The sequence below is a fragment of the Alkalihalobacillus alcalophilus ATCC 27647 = CGMCC 1.3604 genome (genome assembly GCF_000292245.2).
In the GTDB taxonomy this organism is placed as follows: Bacteria; Bacillota; Bacilli; order Bacillales; family Bacillaceae_D; genus Alkalihalobacillus; species Alkalihalobacillus alcalophilus.
This window is the reverse complement of record NZ_ALPT02000025.1, coordinates 1-20,779: the sequence shown is the minus strand read 5'-3', so window position 1 is coordinate 20,779 and position 20,779 is coordinate 1. Positions and strand designations below refer to the sequence as shown.

Here is a 20,779-nt window from a genome sequence, read left to right as displayed (position 1 = left end):
GGGGAAATTGAAGGAAAAAGTGGAGAACTTGTTGACGGACGCTTTTTATAAAGGAGCTTCTGATATTCACCTTACAGTTGGGATTCCAGCCATGTTTCGTATAAATGGTGAGTTACAAAAAGCGAATGATCTCATTATCAGGCCTGATGATACAGAGGGTATGGCGAAAGCGTTAATCCCAGCGAATCTTTGGGAGCAATTTGAAACGAAAAAGGATTTAGATTTTTCCTATGGGATTGCAAACGTATCCCGCTATCGTGTTAATGCTTATTATCAGCGTGGGTGTGTTTGCCTTGCGGTTCGAGTTGTCCCTACGTCGATACCTAGTTTGGAAGAGTTGAATATGCCTGATGTGTTAAAGGACCTCGCTCAAAAACCGCACGGACTTGTCTTAGTAACAGGTCCAACTGGTAGTGGTAAGTCGACGACATTGGCGTCAATGATTGATTATGTGAACCGGAACTTTAATCGTCATATTATTACATTAGAAGATCCGATTGAGTATTTACATAAACACCAAAAATGTGTGATTAATCAACGTGAAGTTGGGTCAGATACGAATAATTTTGCGAATGGGTTAAAAAGTTGTTTGCGACAAGATCCGGATATCATTCTCGTCGGTGAGATGCGAGATAATGAAACAATTGCCACAGCGATTACGGCGGCAGAAACTGGGCATCTAGTGTTAGGGACGCTTCATACAACAGATGCCGCTTCAACGATTGATCGAATTATTGATGTCTTCCCTCATACCCAGCAAGCTCAAGTCCGAATTCAACTTGCTTCGGTATTAAGAGGAGTCGTTACGCAACGTTTATTTAAGCAAAAAAATTTTTCAGGTCGAGTTGCAGCAACGGAAATTTTAATAAACAATGGCGCGGTTCGTAACTTGATTCGGAATGAGAAGATTTATCAAATTCGCAGTGTGATGCAAACGAGCCGAGCTCAAGGGATGCATACATTAGAAATGGCGATTAATCAGCTTATTAAAGAAAACCATGTTAGTAAAGAAACGGTCTTACCTTATTTGACTGAAGGGGCGGTTTAATGGGGCTTTACTCATATCAAGGGAAAAAGGTCAATGGAGAAAAAGTGCTTGGGAAATTGCAAGCGAAAACGAAAAAAGAGGCAAGACTTCAGCTGAAGGAGCAAGGAGTTATCGTTTTGCAGCTCGAGCCGATAAATGAATTATTATTTAAAGAGCTTGATCTCGGGTTAAAAAAAGTTAAAACCCAAGATTTTGTCTTGTTTTTGCGACAATTTTCCACTTTGTTAAAAGCTGGAATACCCATCGTTGCGGCTACAAATATTTCAGCAGAGCAAACGACGAGTAAGCCGTTAAAGGGAGCTTTAGCAGGGGTAACAGAGGATGTCAACAGTGGAGTTTCTTTATCAGAAGCAACGAAAAAGCATCCCGCGATTTTTCCAGAGTTATTTGTGAATATGGTCTATGCTGGGGAAATGGGTGGAAATCTCGATGATATTTTAGAACGGCTTGCCGATGATTATGAAAAGCAGTATCGGACAAAGCAAAAAATCACCGCCGCGATGACCTATCCACTCGTTGTTAGCTTGTTTGCCTTAGGTGTTGTCATCTTTTTATTAACGGTCATTGTGCCGATGTTTGCGAGTATGTTTGCCAACATGAATCAGCAACTCCCGTTAATTACGATTATCGTGATGAAAGCCGGCGAGGTTATTAGTGACTTCTGGTGGCTTCTTTTAGGAATGGGAATCATCATCGCCACGATGCTTGTTATGATTAAAAACGAGCGGAAATACCGCTATTATTTTGATCTATTTATTTTGAAAATTCCTGTACTCGGGAAACTTGTTCAAAAAGCAGTATTAGCCCGAATTACAAGGCTTTTAAGCTCGCTTTTTGCTAGCTCGGTACCGATCATACATGCTGTCGAAATTGTTGAACGAATCGTTGATAATGAGGTTGTGAATCGAGTATTAAAGGAGTCTCGTGTTTATCTTGAAAAAGGAGAATCGATTACTGTGCCTATGAAAGGTCATTGGGTGTTCCCACCACTCGTTACACAACTAATTACAGTAGGCGAAAGAACCGGTACTTTGGATACGATGTTGGAAAAAGTGGCAGATTATTATGAAGCAGAAGTTGATACGGGAACAGACCAATTAAAAGCATTTATCGAACCTGTCATGATTGTTGGACTAGCCGTTATTGTCGGGACCATCGTTATGGCAATAATCGTGCCGATGTTTACTCTATTTCAACACATTGGGTAAAACTTTTTGTAATCAAGATAAATGATAAAGGTTTTTCTTAGTAGGGAAATCTTTTTTATTTTCGAATAAAAAAGACTAGACAAATAGACCTAATTTAGATAAGATTTTCTTAGATTCATTTTGTTCGATATATTGAATAAATAAATTAAAAATAGCTAACTCTTAATGATTTAATAGCTTTTTTAACAACTTATAAAATTGGATGCGTTGATTGATTATCTGTATGTGGGCACTTGGATAGTCAGGAGCAAGTAGTGCAACCGGCCAAGTTTGTAAATAGAGTGATTGACATTATACAGCGTATAGAGGCAATCACAAACACAATCTTAGCATCAAAAACAATACCAATTATTATGAGGGGGAAAAAGGATGAAAAAGTTATTAAAAAGAGTCAAAAACGAACGAGGATTGACATTAGTAGAATTACTAGCAGTCGTTGTTATTTTAGGGATCATTGCAGCCATTGCGATTCCGAGTATTGGGGCGATTATTGAAAATAGTAAGAAAGATGCGGCGGTTGCGAATGCCCAGCAGATTTTGAGTGCGGCGACTTTGTATAAGGCTGGGACTAGTGGGGCGTCAGGAGATTTAGCTCATAATGTTTTAGGTGATTACTTAGATGGAGGAGTTGTTACAGATCCCTGGGATACTAGTGAAGATGGTAATATTGATGATTATACAGTGACTGTTGGGGCTGGTACAAATGGAGCCGATACTGTATCTATTAATTTTTCAGGAGCATGTGATATAGACAAGAAAACTTCTCAAGAGCTTACTTCATTAGGTAGAGAGGCGTGTACTGCCGAATAGTAAACTAAATTTAATCTATATAGTAGTAATAGTCTTAAAATAAAAGACAAAAAGCCTATCCTCACAGATAGGCTTTTTCCATAAAATCTTTCAACTAGTTATTAAAAAGGAGGAGCGGGTGTGGAGCTGTTTATCATTTTATATTTAGCGGTACTCGGGCTTTGTTTAGGCTCGTTTTATAATGTAGTCGGTTTGCGGTTGCCTAACGGAAATTTATTTACTCGGGCTCGTTCGTATTGCCCGAGCTGTGATCGGACGCTAGCGGCACAGGATCTATACCCGCTTTTCTCTTATCTTTTTTTGAAGGGGAAATGTCGGAGCTGTCAGGCACCGATTTCTCCGCTTTATCCACTAATTGAACTGAGTACAGCGACTTTATTTGTTTTTGCTTTTTGGCAAATCGGGTTTGATTTGGAGCTTCTTGTCGCTTTCCTATTAATCTCGTTATTGATGATTATTATCGTCACGGATATCCGTTATATGCTGATTCCTAATAAGCTATTGCTCTTTTTTAGTCCGTTTTTTATCGGGCTTCGAATGTTCGTTGTCCCTTTTGAACACTGGTGGGAGCTACCTTTAGGAGCAGCTGTCGGGTTTGGGTTATTGCTCTTAATCGCTATTATTAGTAAAGGTGGAATGGGCGGTGGCGATGTGAAATTATTCGCTCTTCTTGGTGCCATCCTCGGTTTTGAGTTGGTTTTGTTAGCGTTTATGTTCTCCTGTTTTTTTGGAGCGGCGATTGGTGGAGTTTTAATGCTAACTGGAAAAGTAAAACGAAAACAACCAATTCCGTTTGGGCCCTTTATCGTACTCGGCACATTGCTCAGTTATTTTTACGGGCATGATTTGATTGTGTGGTATTTGCATATTAGCGGTTTTTAATAAAAAGAGAGATCATTAAAGTTCGGAGTGAACAGTATGGGTTTTTTATCATTATTTAAACAAAAGCATCGTCATGCTCTCATATTAAAAGATCATGTGATTCGGTATATCGGAAGTGCAAAGCCTGATCATGAATCGATTACAACTATTGATGAGATTATTTTACCAGCAGGGCTTATTCATGATGGTTTAATTGTGCAAGAGGAAGAATTAATCGAGTTGCTTAGTCCCTATATCGAAAAATGGGGGTTAAAAAACGAAAAAATTCAAATTTGTATTCCTGACAGTCAGCTCATTATACGACGACACCAAGTCAAAAAAGGACAAAATAAAGAAGAGATTAAAGGCCAACTGTATCATGAACTTGGCGAAACATTGCTTTTACCATGGGAAGATCCGATTTTTGATGTTCATACGATTGAAAAAGGAGAAAAAGAGGATGAGGTTTTATTATTTGCTGTCCAGGAGAAAGTTGTTGGGCAATTGATTCATTTTTTCGGGAAGCTGTCTATTGAACTGAATGCACTTGATGTTCGTTCTCTTTGCAGCTATCGTTTGTTTTCGAAGCAATTTACGTGTGCGGAACAAGAGGAACAGCTTTTAGTGCAAATGGATCAACATTCTTTGACGTTTGCTGTTTTTCAAAAGGGATTGCCGCTCTTTTTTAGACATATCTTCCAAGAGTCGGTCGAATTTATGACAGAAGATGATCCCGCTTTTTCTTATGTCGAACAGACTTATCAAGAGATTGAACGGGTAATTAACTTTTATCGTTTCAATGTTAGAGTCGGGAAAGGGAAATACTCTCATCTTTTGTTATGTGGTGACCATCAGAACTTATCAGACTTAAAAAATTATTTAGCCGAACAATTAGATTTTCCTGTCATCCAGTATAAAAAGCTTGCTGAGGATGAGTCCACTGCTCGCTACTATGATAGCTATGGGCTTGTTTTGAAAAAAGAGGTGCATTAATGCTTGAGGTAAATTTACTTCCTGAAAAAAGAAAACGTGATATAACACCACTGTTTATTTTCCTAATTGTTTTATTGTATATCATCTTTATGCTCGTCTTTACAATGAATCAGGCACAGCATGCTAAAACACGAGTAGTTGATAATCAGCAATTATTAAATGAAGTTCAACTTGAGATTACAACGCTTAACCAGAGCTCGACGCTGCATATATCGGAAGAGAAGAAATGGAATATGGCCGTATTAAGGTTAGAAAAAGACATTTCTTATGTGCCGAGGGTGATGCAAGAGATGGTTCGTTTGTTGCCTGCCAATGTTGTTTTTTCGGACTTTCAACTGAATGGAGCTTCATCTATAGAAATGAATGTTCAGTTTATGCAAGTAGAAGAAATGTCAGCTTATCAAAATGAGTTGAGGCAGTCAGAAGTCGTTGATGAAGTTTGGGTTTTAGAAGTGAGGACAGGGGAAGGGGCAGATGACCCTACTCATACAGCAGCTTTTCAAGTCCAGTTAAATCAGGCTAACTTAGAAAAATTAGGTGAGAGCAAATGAGGTTATTTTGGCCTAAAAAACGCATTTTATTTTTTGTGCTATTTTTGTCACTCGTCCTTTTAGTTCATTTGTATTTGTATTTTTCACTCGTTCGACCACATAGTGAACAGGCGACAAGGGTAGAGGAGCAGTTAAAGGTTGAGCAAGAGACTTTACAACTTTTGCTTGGAAGTGAGGCACAACAAGGTGCTGACGTTGAACTTGATTATAGTCTAGAGCAATTACAAGAAAAGCTTCCAAGCGAGCCATGGCAAGACTACTTCTTCGTTTTGTTAAACGAAATTAGCGAGAGTACGTCGACTGAGATTCGTTCTATTACAGTGGAGACACGAGCTAGTGCTGATTTGTCTGGAGCGATTATCGCTGAGATGGAAGAAAGTGAAACGGAATCAAATGAGATAAATGAAGAAGCAGATATGAGTGAGGAAAGCAACAGTGCCGATCAGCAATTTGCCGAAGAACTGGCTGTCGTTGAAGGACTTGCATCATTTCGGTTATCTCTTCAGTTAGAGGCACCGAATTATCATAGTCTCATTTCGTTTGTGGAAGATTTGCAGCAGCTTGAGCGAATTGTTAAAGTAGACAGTTTCAATTTTAGGGAAACGAATGATGGTGAGGAGAGTCAACTGACTGCTTCATTAGTCGTTTCAACATTCTATTATCCTGAAATAGCAGAGATTGCTTCAGATTACGAACCGAATATTAATTATCCGAATCACTCGGACAAAGATGATCCTTTTCGTTGAGCGAATTTTGATTAATAAAAGATTCTAGAGGAAAAAAACGTCACATTTTAAAGCTGATGAGAGTCGAAAGCAGACATCTCGTCAGCTTTTTTGTTGTTTGCTTTTTGAAATGAGAAGGAGATTCGTAATATAAAATTGCAGAAGCCGAGATTAGGGAGCGAATAATGGTTAATAGGTAATGAAAAATTGTCAAGGCGTAGATTAGGGAGCGAATAATGGTTAATAGGTAATGAAAAGCCAGCAAAGCCAAGATTAGGGTACGAATAGCAGATAATAGGTAATGAAAAATTGTCAAGGCGTAGATTAGGGAGCGAATAATGGTTAATAGGTAATGAAAAGCCAGCAAAGCCAAGATTAGGGTGCGAATAGCAGATAATAGGTAATGAAAAGCCAGCAAAGCCAAGATTAGGGTACGAATAGCAGATAATAGGTAATGAAAAGCCAGCAAAGCCAAGATTACGGTGCGAATAACAGACAGTTGGGAATAAAACTCTCTCACCCCGTTTCATTTAATCCGCTATCATATCCTCTTTACAAAAGAATCATATTTTTGAAAATATTTTTGAATTCTAGTTCTATCATCCCCTCAAGTTTAATAGAATAGATTTAAGAAGATAACGTGAAAGGGGATCTTTTTCATGGGAAGCGAACAGGAGAAGCGGACGATTTCAATTAAACTCAATCAGCCAGTGAAGAAGGTGGATTTGTCTAGTAAACATGTAACAAACCGACAGCTGCAGCAACAAATTGAAGAGCGACAAGAAGTGCAGCCGATAAAAGTGGATAAAAAGAAAGATAAAATTCAGAAGAAAAACCAGTTATCTGAAGAAATTCGCCCCCTTGAGAAAAGAAACGCTAAAGAGCCGTTCACAAAGCAACCTAAAACTGAAACTGTTAAGTCATTTGCGGCTCCATATAAAAATGACGTCGTCCGGCCATTTCTAAATAAACAGAAAAAAGAGATGGATAATTTGGACAAGTCCAAAAGAAATATGAGACCGATTCCGCACATTTTCCCTGATACGAATGGTGATCAATTGCAGGATCAGGAAAAAGTGGAGGAAGTTGCTAACGATAAAAACGGAAAGGAAAACCCGTCTCAAAAAAGTCAAAAAGTCGATTTGTCTACTGGTCGAGCATCATCAGTGAATAATAGTCAAACTTACCAAAACGAGATTGAACAGGGAACTTCATCAGAAATGGAGTTAGAAGTTCCGTTACCAAATGATAAGGTGATTGATTTTGGGCAGCTTCAGGAGGAACGGAAACGAAACGCGGCTCCGTTTTGGGATGATGGGAATCGTGAGCAAGGGCCGAGTTTGCCGTATAAACGGAAAAAGAAGAAAAAAGGGAATTTTTCATTTCAGGATTTTCCAGTAATGACGGTCATGGCGATTCTTTCAGCGATTATTGTTGGGTTAAGTTTTGGGTTTGTGATTAAGACGATTTTTACTGGGGAAAGTGATGTGTCAATAACACAAAACGGAGCCGTACCTGTTATGAGCAATAATGGTGTTGATGCAGGTGCGACCAATCATCAGCTTCAATGGCCACGACTCACAGCTGAAGTTGTACAAGCTGGTGCGTTTTCGACTCTAGAAAAGGGAAATGAAATGAACGAACAAATGTTATCAAATGGGTTTCCATCGGTGTTATTAGCGGATACAGAGAGTTTTTATTTATTTATTGGACTTGCTGCTGATCGAGCCGAAGCACAGAATGTGAGTGCCTATTTTGTCGGTGAAGGACAAGAAACGTATGTGAAAACGTACCAAATTAATGGTGATTCTGTGCCGCCGTCAGTGGAAAGTCAAGCTTGGTTTGAGGAAGCGATTCAGTTATTTCAGCAGCTTTCTACTTTATCTGCGGCTGCTTTAACAAAGGAAGCGACGATTTCAGCCTCACAGCTTGATACCTCAACAAATAAAATGAATGCTTTGTCTGAGCAACGGGATGTCGCTTTTTCCAATTTGCCGGATGAGATTAAACCATACGCATTAGAGATGGCAGACAGGTTAAAAGAAGCGAATGCTGCTTTAGCCTCTTATAATGAAAGTCAAAGTGGATCTGATGCGATTAAGGTTCAGCAAGCTTTATTATCTGTTTTAAATAATTATTCGCTTATGATGAATACAAAGGAGTAATTGATTAAATATTCAGATAAAAAAATTGTTGTGATTAGCTAAATTTGGTATTATGAAGATAACCTTGTACAATAAGAGAAAAACTTATTGGTGAGGTGCCCTTCATGATACCTTTCATTTTGGCCTCAAGTTCCCCGAGGCGTCAAGAATTGCTGAAGCAAGTCAATTATTCATTTGAGATTATAACAAAAGACACATCTGAACAAGTGCAAGAAAACCTACTCCCAGAGAAGCTCGTCTTACAATTAGCAAACCGAAAAGCTGAAGCTGTTTTTGATGATCATCCTGATAGAATTGTTCTAGGAGCTGATACGATAGTGGCAAAGGCAGATAACATACTCGGTAAACCCGAGAGTAAAGAGGAAGCCTTCCAAATGTTAAAGCTCCTTTCTGGTTGTAGACATTCTGTTTATACAGGAGTTTCGATTTTATCGCGTGATCAAACTCAACATTTTTATCAACAAACCGATGTTGAAATGTATGAGCTGACAGATGATGAAATAATGCGTTATTTGAATAGTGGTGAGCCGATTGGTAAGGCGGGTTCTTATGCGATTCAAGGGTTAGGAGCTTATTTGGTCAAGGAAATAAAAGGCGATTACAATAATGTTGTTGGTTTGCCATTAGCTAAAGTGATGAGAGCTTTAGCAGCGTATTCTATTTTTCCCGAAGATAAAAAATTGAATAGTTGGAAGGAGTAATCGATTGAACGAACAACCTCTCCCCATTCGTGATGTCCCCGTAAGTGAACGCCCGCGTGAACGTATGTTAAAAGACGGGATTCGAGCTTTATCGAATCAAGAGCTATTAGCGATTTTATTAAGGTCAGGTACAAAGAACGAATCGGTCTTACAAATTGCTCAACAAGTTTTGAAGGTTTTTGATGGCATTACCTTATTAAAGGAAGCGACGATTGAAGAAATGTGTTCGTTAAAAGGCATCGGAATTGCCAAAGCTGTTGAATTAAGTGCAGCGATTGAATTAGGAAGGCGGATTCATAATTTTGTCCCTGCAGATCGGTATGTTATCCGTTCCCCAGAGGATGTATCCAACTTTGTAATGGAAGATATGCGTTTTTTAAAACAGGAACATTTTATGGCTCTTTATTTAAATACAAAAAATCAAGTCATTCATCGTCAAACGCTGTTTATAGGGAGTTTGAATGCCTCAATTGTACATCCGCGCGAGGTTTTTAAAGAAGCTTTAAAACGTTCAGCCGCTTCGCTTATTTGTCTTCATAACCACCCCTCAGGAGACCCAACACCTAGTAAAGAAGATATTGATGTTACGACCCGATTATCGGAAGCTGGACACGTTCTAGGAATTGAATTATTGGATCATGTCATTATTGGTGACAGAAAATACATTAGCTTAAAAGAACAAGGGTATGTTAAATGAAGGAAGTTAAAAAGAATGGTTTCAATAAATAGAAAAGAATGTTAGAACTAATGGAAAAAATGTAAAATTATTTACGGGGAACTTAAGGCTATTTTTTTGCTCAATTATTAGATATAATAAAGGGTATGATTTTGGATCAGTGAAGGGAGATACATATAGATGTTTGGTGGGTTTTCAAAAGATATTGGGATTGATTTAGGGACGGCAAATACGCTCGTCTATGTTAAAGGTAAAGGAATTGTTGTGCGTGAGCCTTCGGTTGTTGCACTTCGTACAGATACAGGTTCTATTGAAGCAGTAGGAAATGATGCGAAAAATATGATTGGGCGTACGCCGGGGAATATTGTTGCAGTTCGTCCGATGAAAGATGGAGTTATTGCTGATTTTGATACAACAGCTACAATGTTGAAACATTTTATTCGACAAGCAGCTAAAAATCGCTCTCTGTTTTCACGTCGACCGAATGTTATGGTTTGTGTACCAACAGGAATTACTGCGGTTGAAAAACGAGCAGTTGAAGATGCGACAAAACAAGCGGGAGCAAAGGAAGCTTATACATTAGAGGAGCCTTTTGCTGCAGCGATTGGTGCCGATTTACCTGTTTGGGAACCAACGGGGAGCATGGTCGTTGATATCGGAGGCGGTACAACGGAAGTCGCGATTATTTCATTAGGCGGGATCGTGACAAGTCAATCGATCCGTGTCGCTGGTGATGAAATGGACGAGGCGATTATCCAATACGTTAAAAGAAAGTATAATTTAATGATTGGGGAGCGTACGGCCGAAACATTGAAGCTTGAGATTGGTTCAGCTGGTGCACCTGAAGGCGTGGATGATATGGACATTCGTGGGCGCGATCTTTTAACAGGTTTGCCAAAAACGCTTTCTGTAACAGCGGATGAAATTGCTGGAGCCTTAGCTGATACGGTGACGACTATTATTGAGGCTGTGAAAAATACATTAGAGCAATCGCCACCTGAGCTTGCTGCCGATATTATGGATCGTGGAATTGTTTTAACTGGTGGGGGAGCATATTTACGTAACTTAGATCAAGTATTAAGTGACGAGACGAATATGCCGGTCATCGTCGCGGAGAATCCATTAGATTGTGTTGCAATTGGTACAGGGAGAGCATTAGAAAATCTGCATCTTTTCCGTTCAAAAGCTGGAATTACATCACGATCTGATAGAAAATCATAAGTAGGTGTTTCAAATATGCCATCTTTTTTTTCAAACAAAAAGTTAATTGTTCTCTTAGTCAGTATTATTATCTTGGTGGCGTTGATTGGTTTTTCCTTAAGCGACAGAGAACGAGTAACGGGTCCTGAGCAGATTATGCGTGATACCGTTGGTTGGGTACAATCCATTTTCTCAAAACCCGCTCATGCTGTAGCGGGTTTCTTTGAGAATGTTAGGGATATGAAGTATATCTATGAAGAGAATAAAGTGTTAAAAGCTAGGCTGGAAGAGTATGCCAAAATAACAGTTGAGCGAAACCTTCTACAAAACGAAAACGATACGTTGCGAGACATGCTTGAACTAGAAGAATCATTACATGACTACTTATTGCGCCCAGCTGTTGTGATTCACCGTTATCCAGATAGATGGCAGGAACATATTGGCTTAAATCGTGGAACTCAGCACGGTGTAGAAAATAATATGGCTGTCATCGATTCAAAAGGTGGATTAATCGGAAAAGTACAAAGTGTGAGTGAATTTAGCTCATATATTCAACTGTTAACTGATAATGATCGAACAAACCGTGTCTCAGCCCAAATTCAGCTAGATGACCCGGAAACAGGGTTTGTGGAGGACTATGATGAGGAGCGAGGGCTTCTGATTATGAGAAAGCTGGATATCGATGCAGAAATTGAGCTGGATACGATGGTGGCAACATCTGGTTTGGGTGATGTCTATCCGGCTGGTTTGGAGATTGGAACAGTAGCGTTTGTGGAACCTGATGAATATGGCTTAACACAGAATGTCTATATTGAACCAACCGCAGATTTTTCTGGTCTTGATTATGTTTATATCGTGGAACGAACGTCTGTCACTCTTGATCCATCACTACTTGGGGAGGGTGAATAATGAGTCGGTATTACCTCTCTTTACTGCTCTTTTTTGTTTTTATCGTAGAGGGGACGATCTTTCAATTCATCACTCAAGCGATTGAAGGTCAGTTTATCGTCGTCGCTAGGTTTATTGTCGTTCTACTCGTTTTTATTGGGATATACTTAGGACGTTCTTCTAGTATTTTTTACGGACTCATTTTCGGTTTGTTATATGATGTTGTTTATACCGATTTGTTAGGGGTTTATTTATTTGGTTTTGGTTTAACTTGTTATTTGTTTTCCTTATCTTTTAAAAGGGTACAGGATAGTCTAGTCTTACCTTTATTGCTATCTGTCGTAGCGGTTTGTTTTATTGAGTTTTATCAATATGGCTTATTTTTATTAATTGATATAACCGAGATGCCTGTTTCAACATTTCTTGAAATACGATTATGGCCAACTTTAATTGGAAATCTGTGCTTTGCGATTATTATGTATTATCCAATTAAAAAGCTTGTTGCCCACATCGTACAACAATCAAAATTAAGAGAGCGCTAATTTTCATATTTGATAAAAGTAAAAAATGTTGTTGGACGGGCATTACAAGGGTGTCGGAGAACAAATATTCTCTGACTATAGCTTAAGAAGAGTCACTTTGTCGAACCGGTTCCAAGTCTTTGCCGGTATACTTATAAAACATGTAAAATTAATTGTATTCTTTGCTAATTAGCAGGGTTTTTGTAAGTGCGTGTTGAATTAAGGTAGTAACGAAGATTCAGGACTCTGTCAGTTGGAAAGAAAGGCATTTAGAAGGGACGTGTGGTCTGAGATGAACGTTATGGCACAGAAAAAACAACATGTTACGATCAAAGGAACAAAAGACGGACTCATGTTCCTACTTGATGACCATTGTGGATATAGCCAATTAATTGCAGAATTAACGGAAAAGCTATCCTCCAAACATTATCAAAATAAGGACGGTCCTGAAGTGAATGTTAATGTTCATGTAGGGAACCGCTATTTAACAAATGCGGATAAAGAAGAGCTAAGAGAAATTATCACAAAAGATAGTCACTTTTCGATCGAAAAAATTGAATCGAATGTTCTCTCGATAGAGGAAGCAGAGCAAATTCGTAAACAATCAGAAATGATTACATTAACAAAAGTTATCCGCTCTGGACAAGTATTAAAAGTAACAGGTGATTTATTACTAGTTGGTGATGTGAATCCAGGCGGAATGGTTATGGCAACAGGAAATATTTATATTATGGGTGCTTTAAAAGGAATTGCTCATGCTGGATTTGAAGGGAATGATGAAGCAGTCATTAGCGCTTCGCAAATGTCTCCTTCTCAATTAAGAATTGCCAACCAAATCTATCATTTTGAGAAAGAAGATGACAAAGATTCAGAGATGGAAGCGGCTTTTATTGATCGTGAGTTAGCTGAGATCGTATTAGAAAAAGTTCAGCGACTTATCCGATTTCGCCCTAATTTACAAAGGAATGAACATCAAATCATCGAATGAATGATACGTTAAGATAGAAAGGGGTAATGAGCGTGGGAGAGGCAATTGTTGTAACTAGCGGTAAAGGTGGGGTAGGCAAAACAACTACATCTGCTAACATCGGAACTGCTCTTTCGCTTGCTGGAAAGAAAGTTTGCTTAATAGACACCGACATTGGTTTACGAAATCTTGATGTTGTGATGGGACTTGAAAACAGAATCATTTACGATTTAGTTGACGTAGTTGAAGGCATTTGTAAAGTGAACCAAGCTTTAATTAAAGATAAACGTTTTGACCATTTATTTTTACTACCAGCTGCCCAAACGAAAGACAAAACGGCTGTTGAACCAGAACAAATGAAAAAAATCATTGATCAATTAAAACAAGATTTTGATTATATTGTCATTGATTGTCCTGCGGGAATTGAACAAGGTTTTCAAAATGCCATTGCGGGTGCTGATCAAGCAATTGTTGTCACAACACCAGAGCTGTCTGCAGTTCGCGATGCTGATCGAATTATAGGCTTATTAGAAAAGCAAGAAAACATCGCATCTCCTCGTTTAGTCGTTAACCGCATTAGAGGACATATGATGAAAAATGGCGATATGTTGGATGTTGACGAAATTGTCTCTGTCTTAGGAATAGATTTATTAGGGATTGTCTTGGACGATGAAGAAGTGATTAGATGTGCAAATAATGGTGAACCCATTGCTCTACATAATACAAGTAAAGCGTCGATTGCTTATCGAAATATTTCAAGACGAATTTTAGGAGAAAGTGTTCCACTCATGTCGTTATCAGAAGACAAAGGAATGTTTACGAAGATTAAACAATTTTTCGGAGTAAGATAAAGAAGAAACCGCAGCCTTTTTAGAAAAGGGCTGTGGTTTTTTCGTTTTGGAAAATTAACAAGCTACAACGATTTTGTGAAAGGAGGCTTTCTTATATAGTAAGTCAATGAATAGTCATGGAGGAGATAGTGTTTAGTTTTTCATTTAATAGGGAACACGATAAGTAGATTCCAATAAAGGAGTAGTGATGTTGAAATGGGTAAAAAAATTGCCGTTGTTATCACCAATGAATTTGAGGACTCTGAATACACAGAACCAGTAAAGGCTTTAAAGGAATCAGGCCATGAAGTGGTTAATATTGAAAAAGAAGTTGGAAATGAAGTAACGGGTAAAAGTGAAGGAGAAAAAGTGCGCATCGATAAAGGAATCGATGATGTTTCAGCAAAGGATTTTGATGCCTTATTAATTCCAGGAGGTTTTTCACCTGATATTTTAAGAGCTGATGACCGCTTTGTGCATTTTTCAAAAGAGTTTATGGATGACAAAAAGCCGGTTATGGCAATCTGCCATGGACCTCAGCTCTTAATTACAGCGGAATCCTTACACGGGCGCGATGTCACAGGCTATAAATCGATTCACATCGATCTTAAAAATGCGGGTGCTAAGTTCCATGATAAAGAAGTAGTCGTTTGCGGTGAACAACTTGTCACAAGTCGAACCCCCGATGATATTCCAGCGTTTATCCGAGAATCGTTAAATGTACTAAAATAAAATATGGTTGATAGCTATTCTGTAAGGGAGCTACCTTATGGAATAGCTTTTCTATTGTGAGGAAGCTAGGGTTAAATGGGCATGGGTTAGAAGATAGAGGTTAGAAAAGAGCCAAGTGCTCAAATGAATCCAAAAGCCGAGCAAGAAAGCATTGAAAGGGAATCAAAGGAGCCGAATGAATCCCGAAGCTATACAGAAAAGTTGTGAAAGGGAATCAAAGGAGCTGAATGAAGCCAAAATCCATACAAAAAAGCCTTCAAAAGGAATCATAACCCTCCCAACGCTCCCACAAAGGAATTCAAATCATAAAAGAAAAACCATTCCATGAACTTGAGGAATGGTTAGTGCTTAAATATCAAGTTGAGGTTATAAGTTAGGTTTTAGCGAGAAATATAACTAGAGATGATTGTTTTTATAATTGGATTTTAAACACAATTTGATTGCAGGAATAATGGTTCAACACAATCACGAAACTCTTTTAAGGAAAACGGTTTGCGAATATACAAAATATCGTGCAAATCCGATTGGTAAGGCGTTAGGTGACTAGTCGTCATAATGATGATCGTCTTTTTTTCGTTTAGTGTTTCTATCTCTTGTAAAACGAGTTCAATAGGAAGATCATCGAGTTGGTCACTAATCATATAAACATCCACAGGAGCAGTAGTGTATGTATGAAGAAAGGCTTGACCTGATTCAAATGATTGAACGTTTATTCCCATTTTCTTTAAGTGGTAATCTATTAATGTTGCATGAGCTGGTTCAGTTTCAACCATAGCTACGAGACTTGGGCTCATGGAATTCCTCCACTCTTTTCATCGATTCAATACTCTAATCTTAAATTGTTGGATTCAACTTTTCAAGTGTCATTTTGTAATGCGTTAATGGGTTAAATCTATCTTTCGAAGTCTCCGTTTTTTCCACCTGATTTTTTAACTAAAAAGTAGGGCCAATAACCATTCCTTTATCGAGAGCTTTGCACATATCATAAACGGTTAAAGCGGTAGCACTGGCCGCGGTTAAGGCTTCCATTTCGACGCCGGTTTTACCTTCTGTTTTCACTTCAACTGAAATGTGTAATGTTGCATCGTGATCATTCTTTTCCCAACTAAATTCAATGTTTACACCATTTAAAGAGAGTGGGTGGCACATAGGTATCCAATGTGAAGTGTTTTTAGCTGCCATGATGCCGGCAACTTGGGCTACAGCTAAAACATCCCCTTTCCCGATTTTACCTTGCTCGATTTTTTCGTGAATTTCGGGTGAGACGTCTATGCTTGATTTAGCGAGCGCTGTGCGTATGGTAATGTTTTTGTCAGAAATGTCGACCATTTTAGCTCGGCCTTGTTCATTAAAATGAGTTAATTTATCCATTTTGTCACTCCTATTCAGTAGTACGTAAGTTATTCATTTCAAATTGGTTTGCTTTTTATTGATTTAAAAATCTATGCTATCATAGGACATACACATGTTTGTTAATGAGAGGAGTTGTTTACATATGTCTGTACAGGAACATAAATCAGGTGCCCCCACATCGATTCGTTGTATGGTGTTGACGATTTCTGATACGCGCACGGAGCAAAATGATCATGGTGGTGCTTTAATTAAAGAGAAACTAAAAGAAGCAGGCCATCAAATTTCTGCTTATTCTATTATAAAAGATGAACCGTTATTAATCCAAGAGAAGATTAAAAAGGCGGTGTCCAGTCGGGAAATCGATGCGATATTATTAACTGGTGGGACAGGTATTGCGAAAAGGGATATGACATATGAAGCGGTTCAAGCTTTGTTACATAAGGAAATGCCAGGGTTTGGTGAAATTTTTCGTTATTTAAGTTATGCAGAAGATATTGGTTCAGCGGCGATTTTAAGCCGAGCAATTGCTGGAGTTTATGAGAATACGGCTGTTTTTTCAATGCCTGGTTCAAGAGGAGCCGTGAAACTTGCGATGGATAAATTGATAATACCTGAACTTAACCATGTTATCCGTGAAATCCAAAAAGACCTTTAAGCTGGAATGCTCGATGTTTATAATAAAAAGGATTAATTTGAAGAGGTGAATGAAGTGGTTGATATTAGAAAACCAATCTTAGTATCTGAAGCAGTTTCAGCTGTGCTTAATCATGCTAAGGCAGGAGAAACAGAATTTATTTCCATTGATGATTGTGAGGAAAGGTATTTAGCAAGCGATTTAATCGCCGACCATGATGTCCCTCCATTTGATCGCTCACCACTTGATGGATTTGCGATCAGAGCCGTGGATAGTCAAGGGGTGACGGAAGAATCACCAAAGTCTTTTAAAGTGATTGAAGAAATTGGTGCAGGAGCGGTGGCAGCAAAAATCCCAACTCAAAATGAAGCGATTCGAATCATGACCGGAGCTCAAATTCCAGCTGGTACGGATGTAATTGTAATGTTTGAATTAGTGCGTGAGTTTGAAAAAGAGGGAGAAGCTTACTTTGAATTAACTCAATCTTTTCAATCTGGTGATAATATTTCCTTTCAAGGGGAAGATGCTCAAAAAGGGGCAAGCTTAGTGCAAAAAGGGGTACGGATTACGCCTGGTATTAAAGCGTTGCTCGCAACCTTTGGTTATGCTGAGGTTGAAGTGTTTAAAAAACCTAAAGTTGGGATTATCGCAACGGGGACAGAGCTTCTCGATGTTGATGAGGAATTACAACCAGGTAAAATTCGGAACAGTAATGCTTATATGGTTGCGGCCCAAATAAAGAAAGTCGGAGCTGAGCCCGTCTATTTTGGACAACTTGTTGATGATTTAGAAGAGAGCTTTCAAAAGATTTCACTAGAATTAGAAAAAGTTGATTATTTAATTACAACAGGTGGTGTATCTGTTGGTGATTATGATTTTTTACCGGAAATATATAAACGGTTAGGAGCGAACGTATTATTTAATAAAATAGCGATGCGGCCCGGCAGTGTGACAACAGTCGCAGAAGTAAATGGGAAGCTTTTATTTGGATTATCAGGAAACCCTTCCGCTTGTTTTGTTGGATTTGAATTACTTGTGAGACCAGCCATTTTAACGAGTTTTTCCGTTGGAAAACCTCATTTGCAAAAGCTTCAAGCAACACTCGTAGTTGATAACGATAAATCAAATAATTTCTCTAGGTTCATTCGGAGTTATATGTATTTTGATAACGGTAAGTTTTATGTAAAACCAACAGGATTGGATAAATCAGGTGTTGTGAGTTCATTAGCTGATGCCAATTGTTTGATGATGCTTCCAGGTGGAGCGAATGGCTTTCAAAAAGGGGATGTGGTCGATGTCCTGTTACTTACAGGTGAAGGAAGCGAGTGGCCATGGACAACGGTTTAAACACTTGGCAAATTAGTGGTTTTAGTAATCGTGGAAAAACGACGTTAATAGAAGGTATTTTAAGAAAAAGTAAAAAAAGGGGCTTGTCGATCGCAACGATTAAACATCATGGTCATGGCAAAAAGCTCGCCGCCCTTGATACAGGAAAGGATTCTTGGAAGCACCGTCAAGCAGGTGCGGTAGGGAGCGCCGTGTTAGCAGCCGAAACGCTTCAAATCCAAATTAGTAAACCGACGGAATGGCAATTAGAAGATCTTTTGCCACTATATGAGCAGGCTGATCTAGATGTCATTCTACTTGAGGGATATAAAAACAAAACGTACCCTAAATTGGTTCTATTAAAAGAAGAAGCTGATTTAGTCTTGCTTTCTGAATTAACGAATATTCAAGCTGTCGTTGTTTGGGAGAAAAACTTAAGCGGACAAATAGAAGATAAGCCTGTTTTTTTATTAATGATGTTGATGAAATTAGTGAATGGCTATTTAAGCAATGGGGAGTTTAACATGGAAAATAAATTATTTTTAATTACAGAGCAAGAAATTACCGTCCAAGAAGTGGTCGATAAAGTAAGTGATCGAAATGCGGGAGCGATAAATTGTTTTATTGGGACCGTTCGTGAAATGACAAAAGGGAAAAAGACGCTTTATTTAGCTTATGAGGCTTATGTGCCAATGGCTGAGAAAAAGTTAGCTCAAATTGGTGACGAAATTAAGGAACGCTGGCCCCATACACAAGTGGCGATTACGCATCGGATTGGAGAATTGGCGATTAGTGATCTTGCTGTTGTCATAGCTGTCTCAACGCCACATCGAAATGATTCTTATGAGGCAAGTCGATATGCGATTGAGCGGATTAAAGAAATTGTTCCGATTTGGAAAAAAGAGCATTGGGAAGACGGGCAAAAGTGGATCGGTGATCAGCTAGAAAAGACCGCTTATCCAAAAGGGGCCCCAAAGATGGAGGAGTTAAATGATTAAAATATTATTATTTGCTGAATTAAGTGAGCAAGCACAAAGTGGCGAGCTTTTTATTGAAGCAGAAGGAAAGTCAATTGCTGCATTTAAAGATTTGTTGCAAAAGTCGTATCCTGAACTAACAATCAGTGAAGCAACGATGATTGCGGTGAATGAAGAGTATGCCGAGGACAATTATCTAATTCAAAAAGAGGATGTTATTGCGTTAATTCCACCAGTAAGTGGGGGGTAACACTGAACATGTTCGTAGACTTTTGAATAAGCTATCGCATACAAGTGTGTGGTGGTGGAGGGAAAATGCAAGAAGAGAATGCTGATTTGATAGGAGCTTGGGTGCAAGCACTCGGCAATTTTTTTGCTGCACTTGGCTCTTCTTTACCGGATTCGGAAGCTTCTTTAGCGACTAATTTAGGAATCTATGGAAATGAACTTCAAGCTCTTGGTGGAGGAGTTCAATATGTTGGTTCAATAAGGGGGAAGAAGGAGAGGATGAAAAGAGTTCCTTTTCTTCTTCACAACCTCTGTTGTTTAGGCAGACGTCAAGCTATTTGGAGCGAAATGCTCTAGTTGAAAGTAGGAGAGAGGATAGCTGGGTCAGTGCTGGTGTTTTAATCGGAATTGTTGGCAATATTTTTAGTACCTTTCATTTGGCAGAAGTCTTTTCTGACTCAGAGGTTGTCAATAAGCCACTAGGGATAGGAGGGAATTTTCTGCAGGCATCAGGTGCTTATATCGCAACGGTTGCTTCTGGAGATGATTTTCGTTCATTGGCGTATATAGGAGGAATGTGGCAATTCTATGGAGCGGGATTACAAGGAGTATCAGGTTTTTTACAGAGAGCGGACCTCTTTGATGTGTTCGGCTCATGGATCCAATTTTTAGGTGCCCTTTTTGTCGCGATTTCGATTACTAAAGAACTTGAAAACGAGTAAAATAGTTATTTAAAGTAGGAGAGTCCTATGAAAAAATATATGGTGCATTTTATAGAATCTGGTTTAATTCTTTTAGTACTCTGGGTTCTTTTTGGTTTTATGTCTTCTTTATCAAGGTGGAATGCTTTACCTATTGAGGGGATTCATTTAGCTGTCATTGATCGGATGAATGGCAATCAAATCGTTTTTTCACCTGTGATCATGCTCATTATGCTAGTTATAGCCTGTTTTATTATTCATGCGATTAGTCAAGGCTGTCTTTTTCTTAAAAAGACGAAGCTACGAGGGAAAACAGTTGTGGTCTCTTTTTTATTAGGAGTAGGTTTGATTTTTGCCTGTTTAATGACTGTTGCCCTCATTCGTCAAATGATTGATGGTTTTTATTTGGCGGCTGTCCAGTCCTTGTTATTACTTATCTACATAGTGTATCAATATTGGTTCCATCATCACCCACCAATTAAAAGATATATTCGTCAATTACGAGAACAAAGGATAGGAAACGCAGAAAAATAGTAGTTAGATAGAGAGCGGATTGCTTTGAATGGGAAAGAGAGGTAACCAACCGCGGATGGAGACAAGAAAAGGGAGAGAGCACGGGAAAAGAGGTAACGAACCGCGGATGGAAGCAAGAAAAGGGAGAGAGCACGGGAAAAAGAGGTAACG

At 38.7% G+C, this 20,779-nt stretch carries 25 protein-coding genes, 2 pseudogenes and 1 riboswitch; of the genes and pseudogenes, 24 read left to right on the top strand and 3 right to left on the bottom strand.

Annotated features, from left to right (window positions below; all coding sequences use genetic code 11):
• Window positions 1-7: 7 nt before the first annotated feature.
• The 7 genes from BALCAV_RS08630 to pilO all read left to right on the top strand — a co-directional run bounded on the left by BALCAV_RS08630 (window position 8) and on the right by pilO (window position 6,217).
• Window positions 8-1,048: a type IV pilus twitching motility protein PilT gene (locus tag BALCAV_RS08630; protein WP_003320490.1), complete on the top strand. Its 1,041-nt coding sequence runs from the start codon at window positions 8-10 to the stop codon at window positions 1,046-1,048.
• Window positions 1,048-2,256 carry a type II secretion system F family protein gene (locus BALCAV_RS08625; protein ID WP_003320489.1) on the top strand — a complete coding sequence of 403 codons (1,209 nt, stop codon included), beginning with the start codon at window positions 1,048-1,050 and terminating at the stop codon, window positions 2,254-2,256. Before BALCAV_RS08630 ends, BALCAV_RS08625 begins: the two co-directional genes overlap by 1 nt.
• Before the next feature lie 191 nt (window positions 2,257-2,447).
• A riboswitch (cyclic di-GMP riboswitch) is annotated at window positions 2,448-2,531 on the top strand.
• Window positions 2,532-2,625: 94 nt separating this feature from the next.
• Window positions 2,626-3,066 (top strand): type II secretion system protein, encoded by a 441-nt coding sequence (locus BALCAV_RS22770; protein ID WP_003320487.1) that lies wholly within the window; start codon window positions 2,626-2,628, stop codon window positions 3,064-3,066.
• A gap of 120 nt (window positions 3,067-3,186) precedes the next feature.
• Complete coding sequence (locus BALCAV_RS08615; protein WP_003320486.1) at window positions 3,187-3,948, top strand: prepilin peptidase; 762 nt, start codon at window positions 3,187-3,189, stop codon at window positions 3,946-3,948.
• Between the two features lie 36 nt (window positions 3,949-3,984).
• Window positions 3,985-4,920, top strand: a complete 936-nt coding sequence (gene pilM / locus BALCAV_RS08610) for a type IV pilus biogenesis protein PilM (RefSeq protein ID WP_003320485.1) — start codon at window positions 3,985-3,987, stop codon at window positions 4,918-4,920.
• Window positions 4,920-5,471: a hypothetical protein gene (locus BALCAV_RS08605; RefSeq protein ID WP_003320484.1), complete on the top strand. Its 552-nt coding sequence runs from the start codon at window positions 4,920-4,922 to the stop codon at window positions 5,469-5,471. The genes pilM and BALCAV_RS08605 overlap by 1 nt, the downstream gene beginning before the upstream one ends.
• On the top strand, window positions 5,468-6,217 hold the full coding sequence (gene pilO, locus BALCAV_RS08600) for a type 4a pilus biogenesis protein PilO (protein WP_003320483.1): 750 nt from the start codon (window positions 5,468-5,470) through the stop codon (window positions 6,215-6,217). The genes BALCAV_RS08605 and pilO overlap by 4 nt, the downstream gene beginning before the upstream one ends.
• 47 nt (window positions 6,218-6,264) lie before the next feature.
• On the opposite strand, the gene BALCAV_RS22035 is transcribed toward pilO, so the two are convergent.
• Window positions 6,265-6,726: a hypothetical protein gene (locus BALCAV_RS22035; RefSeq protein ID WP_152563040.1), complete on the bottom strand. Its 462-nt coding sequence runs from the start codon at window positions 6,724-6,726 to the stop codon at window positions 6,265-6,267.
• A 129-nt stretch (window positions 6,727-6,855) separates the two neighbouring features.
• On the opposite strand from BALCAV_RS22035, the gene BALCAV_RS08595 reads away from it, so the two are divergent.
• From BALCAV_RS08595 to BALCAV_RS08555, 9 genes are all read left to right on the top strand, one after another.
• Window positions 6,856-8,361, top strand: a complete 1,506-nt coding sequence (locus BALCAV_RS08595; RefSeq protein ID WP_003320482.1) for a hypothetical protein — start codon at window positions 6,856-6,858, stop codon at window positions 8,359-8,361.
• 104 nt (window positions 8,362-8,465) lie between these two features.
• Window positions 8,466-9,062, top strand: coding sequence for a Maf family protein (locus tag BALCAV_RS08590; protein ID WP_003320481.1), 597 nt, complete (start codon window positions 8,466-8,468; stop codon window positions 9,060-9,062).
• A gap of 4 nt (window positions 9,063-9,066) precedes the next feature.
• Window positions 9,067-9,759 carry a RadC family protein gene (gene radC / locus BALCAV_RS08585; RefSeq protein ID WP_003320480.1) on the top strand — a complete coding sequence of 231 codons (693 nt, stop codon included), beginning with the start codon at window positions 9,067-9,069 and terminating at the stop codon, window positions 9,757-9,759.
• A 159-nt stretch (window positions 9,760-9,918) separates the two neighbouring features.
• Window positions 9,919-10,959 (top strand): rod shape-determining protein, encoded by a 1,041-nt coding sequence (locus tag BALCAV_RS08580; protein ID WP_003320479.1) that lies wholly within the window; start codon window positions 9,919-9,921, stop codon window positions 10,957-10,959.
• Between the two features lie 15 nt (window positions 10,960-10,974).
• Window positions 10,975-11,847: a rod shape-determining protein MreC gene (gene mreC / locus BALCAV_RS08575; protein ID WP_003320477.1), complete on the top strand. Its 873-nt coding sequence runs from the start codon at window positions 10,975-10,977 to the stop codon at window positions 11,845-11,847.
• Window positions 11,847-12,368 carry a rod shape-determining protein MreD gene (mreD, locus tag BALCAV_RS08570; RefSeq protein WP_003320476.1) on the top strand — a complete coding sequence of 174 codons (522 nt, stop codon included), beginning with the start codon at window positions 11,847-11,849 and terminating at the stop codon, window positions 12,366-12,368. Before mreC ends, mreD begins: the two co-directional genes overlap by 1 nt.
• A gap of 271 nt (window positions 12,369-12,639) precedes the next feature.
• Window positions 12,640-13,335 (top strand): septum site-determining protein MinC, encoded by a 696-nt coding sequence (gene minC / locus BALCAV_RS08565; protein ID WP_003320475.1) that lies wholly within the window; start codon window positions 12,640-12,642, stop codon window positions 13,333-13,335.
• Window positions 13,336-13,367: 32 nt separating this feature from the next.
• Window positions 13,368-14,165 carry a septum site-determining protein MinD gene (gene minD, locus BALCAV_RS08560; protein WP_003320474.1) on the top strand — a complete coding sequence of 266 codons (798 nt, stop codon included), beginning with the start codon at window positions 13,368-13,370 and terminating at the stop codon, window positions 14,163-14,165.
• A gap of 195 nt (window positions 14,166-14,360) precedes the next feature.
• Window positions 14,361-14,876: a type 1 glutamine amidotransferase domain-containing protein gene (locus tag BALCAV_RS08555; protein ID WP_003320473.1), complete on the top strand. Its 516-nt coding sequence runs from the start codon at window positions 14,361-14,363 to the stop codon at window positions 14,874-14,876.
• Window positions 14,877-15,301: 425 nt separating this feature from the next.
• Here BALCAV_RS08555 and BALCAV_RS08550 read toward each other — a convergent pair whose 3' ends face one another.
• The gene (locus tag BALCAV_RS08550; RefSeq protein WP_003320472.1) at window positions 15,302-15,670 is read right to left on the bottom strand and encodes a response regulator; all 369 of its coding nucleotides are present in this window, start codon (window positions 15,668-15,670) and stop codon (window positions 15,302-15,304) included.
• Between the two features lie 98 nt (window positions 15,671-15,768).
• Window positions 15,769-16,247, bottom strand: a pseudogene (gene moaC / locus BALCAV_RS08545) (cyclic pyranopterin monophosphate synthase MoaC).
• Between the two features lie 124 nt (window positions 16,248-16,371).
• Between moaC and BALCAV_RS08540 the strand changes: the two are divergent.
• The 8 genes and pseudogenes from BALCAV_RS08540 (at window position 16,372) to BALCAV_RS08510 (ending at window position 20,629) form a co-directional block, all read left to right on the top strand.
• Window positions 16,372-16,884: a MogA/MoaB family molybdenum cofactor biosynthesis protein gene (locus BALCAV_RS08540; protein WP_003320470.1), complete on the top strand. Its 513-nt coding sequence runs from the start codon at window positions 16,372-16,374 to the stop codon at window positions 16,882-16,884.
• Window positions 16,885-16,938: 54 nt separating this feature from the next.
• Window positions 16,939-18,210: a molybdopterin molybdotransferase MoeA gene (locus BALCAV_RS08535; RefSeq protein WP_003320469.1), complete on the top strand. Its 1,272-nt coding sequence runs from the start codon at window positions 16,939-16,941 to the stop codon at window positions 18,208-18,210.
• A pseudogene (gene mobB / locus BALCAV_RS22765) lies at window positions 18,195-18,551 on the top strand (molybdopterin-guanine dinucleotide biosynthesis protein B); the annotation flags it as partial. The gene BALCAV_RS08535 and the pseudogene mobB, both read left to right, overlap by 16 nt.
• A 162-nt stretch (window positions 18,552-18,713) precedes the next feature.
• Window positions 18,714-19,187 (top strand): molybdenum cofactor biosynthesis protein MoaE, encoded by a 474-nt coding sequence (locus BALCAV_RS22760; RefSeq protein WP_003320467.1) that lies wholly within the window; start codon window positions 18,714-18,716, stop codon window positions 19,185-19,187.
• Window positions 19,180-19,416 carry a molybdopterin converting factor subunit 1 gene (gene moaD / locus BALCAV_RS08525; RefSeq protein ID WP_003320466.1) on the top strand — a complete coding sequence of 79 codons (237 nt, stop codon included), beginning with the start codon at window positions 19,180-19,182 and terminating at the stop codon, window positions 19,414-19,416. Before BALCAV_RS22760 ends, moaD begins: the two co-directional genes overlap by 8 nt.
• A gap of 65 nt (window positions 19,417-19,481) precedes the next feature.
• Window positions 19,482-19,751 (top strand): DUF6944 family repetitive protein, encoded by a 270-nt coding sequence (locus BALCAV_RS08520; RefSeq protein WP_003320464.1) that lies wholly within the window; start codon window positions 19,482-19,484, stop codon window positions 19,749-19,751.
• Window positions 19,733-20,116 carry a DUF6944 family repetitive protein gene (locus BALCAV_RS08515; protein ID WP_003320463.1) on the top strand — a complete coding sequence of 128 codons (384 nt, stop codon included), beginning with the start codon at window positions 19,733-19,735 and terminating at the stop codon, window positions 20,114-20,116. Before BALCAV_RS08520 ends, BALCAV_RS08515 begins: the two co-directional genes overlap by 19 nt.
• 27 nt (window positions 20,117-20,143) lie before the next feature.
• Window positions 20,144-20,629 carry a hypothetical protein gene (locus tag BALCAV_RS08510; protein ID WP_003320462.1) on the top strand — a complete coding sequence of 162 codons (486 nt, stop codon included), beginning with the start codon at window positions 20,144-20,146 and terminating at the stop codon, window positions 20,627-20,629.
• Window positions 20,630-20,779: the final 150 nt, after the last annotated feature.

Excerpts from the sequence above, each read along its gene's own strand:
- BALCAV_RS08580 (WP_003320479.1), top strand. The coding sequence starts at position 9,919 with ATGTTTGGTGGGTTTTCAAAAGATATTGGGATTGATTTAGGGACGGCA.
- BALCAV_RS22035 (WP_152563040.1), bottom strand. The coding sequence starts at position 6,726 with ATGAAACGGGGTGAGAGAGTTTTATTCCCAACTGTCTGTTATTCGCAC.
- mreC (WP_003320477.1), top strand. The coding sequence starts at position 10,975 with ATGCCATCTTTTTTTTCAAACAAAAAGTTAATTGTTCTCTTAGTCAGT.
- BALCAV_RS08605 (WP_003320484.1), top strand. The coding sequence starts at position 4,920 with ATGCTTGAGGTAAATTTACTTCCTGAAAAAAGAAAACGTGATATAACA.
- BALCAV_RS08510 (WP_003320462.1), top strand. The coding sequence starts at position 20,144 with ATGAAAAAATATATGGTGCATTTTATAGAATCTGGTTTAATTCTTTTA.
- BALCAV_RS08520 (WP_003320464.1), top strand. The coding sequence starts at position 19,482 with ATGCAAGAAGAGAATGCTGATTTGATAGGAGCTTGGGTGCAAGCACTC.
- BALCAV_RS22770 (WP_003320487.1), top strand. The coding sequence starts at position 2,626 with ATGAAAAAGTTATTAAAAAGAGTCAAAAACGAACGAGGATTGACATTA.
- mreD (WP_003320476.1), top strand. The coding sequence starts at position 11,847 with ATGAGTCGGTATTACCTCTCTTTACTGCTCTTTTTTGTTTTTATCGTA.
- pilO (WP_003320483.1), top strand. The coding sequence starts at position 5,468 with ATGAGGTTATTTTGGCCTAAAAAACGCATTTTATTTTTTGTGCTATTT.
- BALCAV_RS08590 (WP_003320481.1), top strand. The coding sequence starts at position 8,466 with ATGATACCTTTCATTTTGGCCTCAAGTTCCCCGAGGCGTCAAGAATTG.
- BALCAV_RS08540 (WP_003320470.1), top strand. The coding sequence starts at position 16,372 with ATGTCTGTACAGGAACATAAATCAGGTGCCCCCACATCGATTCGTTGT.
- BALCAV_RS22760 (WP_003320467.1), top strand. The coding sequence starts at position 18,714 with ATGGAAAATAAATTATTTTTAATTACAGAGCAAGAAATTACCGTCCAA.
- BALCAV_RS08625 (WP_003320489.1), top strand. The coding sequence starts at position 1,048 with ATGGGGCTTTACTCATATCAAGGGAAAAAGGTCAATGGAGAAAAAGTG.
- moaD (WP_003320466.1), top strand. The coding sequence starts at position 19,180 with ATGATTAAAATATTATTATTTGCTGAATTAAGTGAGCAAGCACAAAGT.
- BALCAV_RS08550 (WP_003320472.1), bottom strand. The coding sequence starts at position 15,670 with ATGAGCCCAAGTCTCGTAGCTATGGTTGAAACTGAACCAGCTCATGCA.
- minC (WP_003320475.1), top strand. The coding sequence starts at position 12,640 with ATGAACGTTATGGCACAGAAAAAACAACATGTTACGATCAAAGGAACA.
- BALCAV_RS08595 (WP_003320482.1), top strand. The coding sequence starts at position 6,856 with ATGGGAAGCGAACAGGAGAAGCGGACGATTTCAATTAAACTCAATCAG.
- BALCAV_RS08555 (WP_003320473.1), top strand. The coding sequence starts at position 14,361 with ATGGGTAAAAAAATTGCCGTTGTTATCACCAATGAATTTGAGGACTCT.
- pilM (WP_003320485.1), top strand. The coding sequence starts at position 3,985 with ATGGGTTTTTTATCATTATTTAAACAAAAGCATCGTCATGCTCTCATA.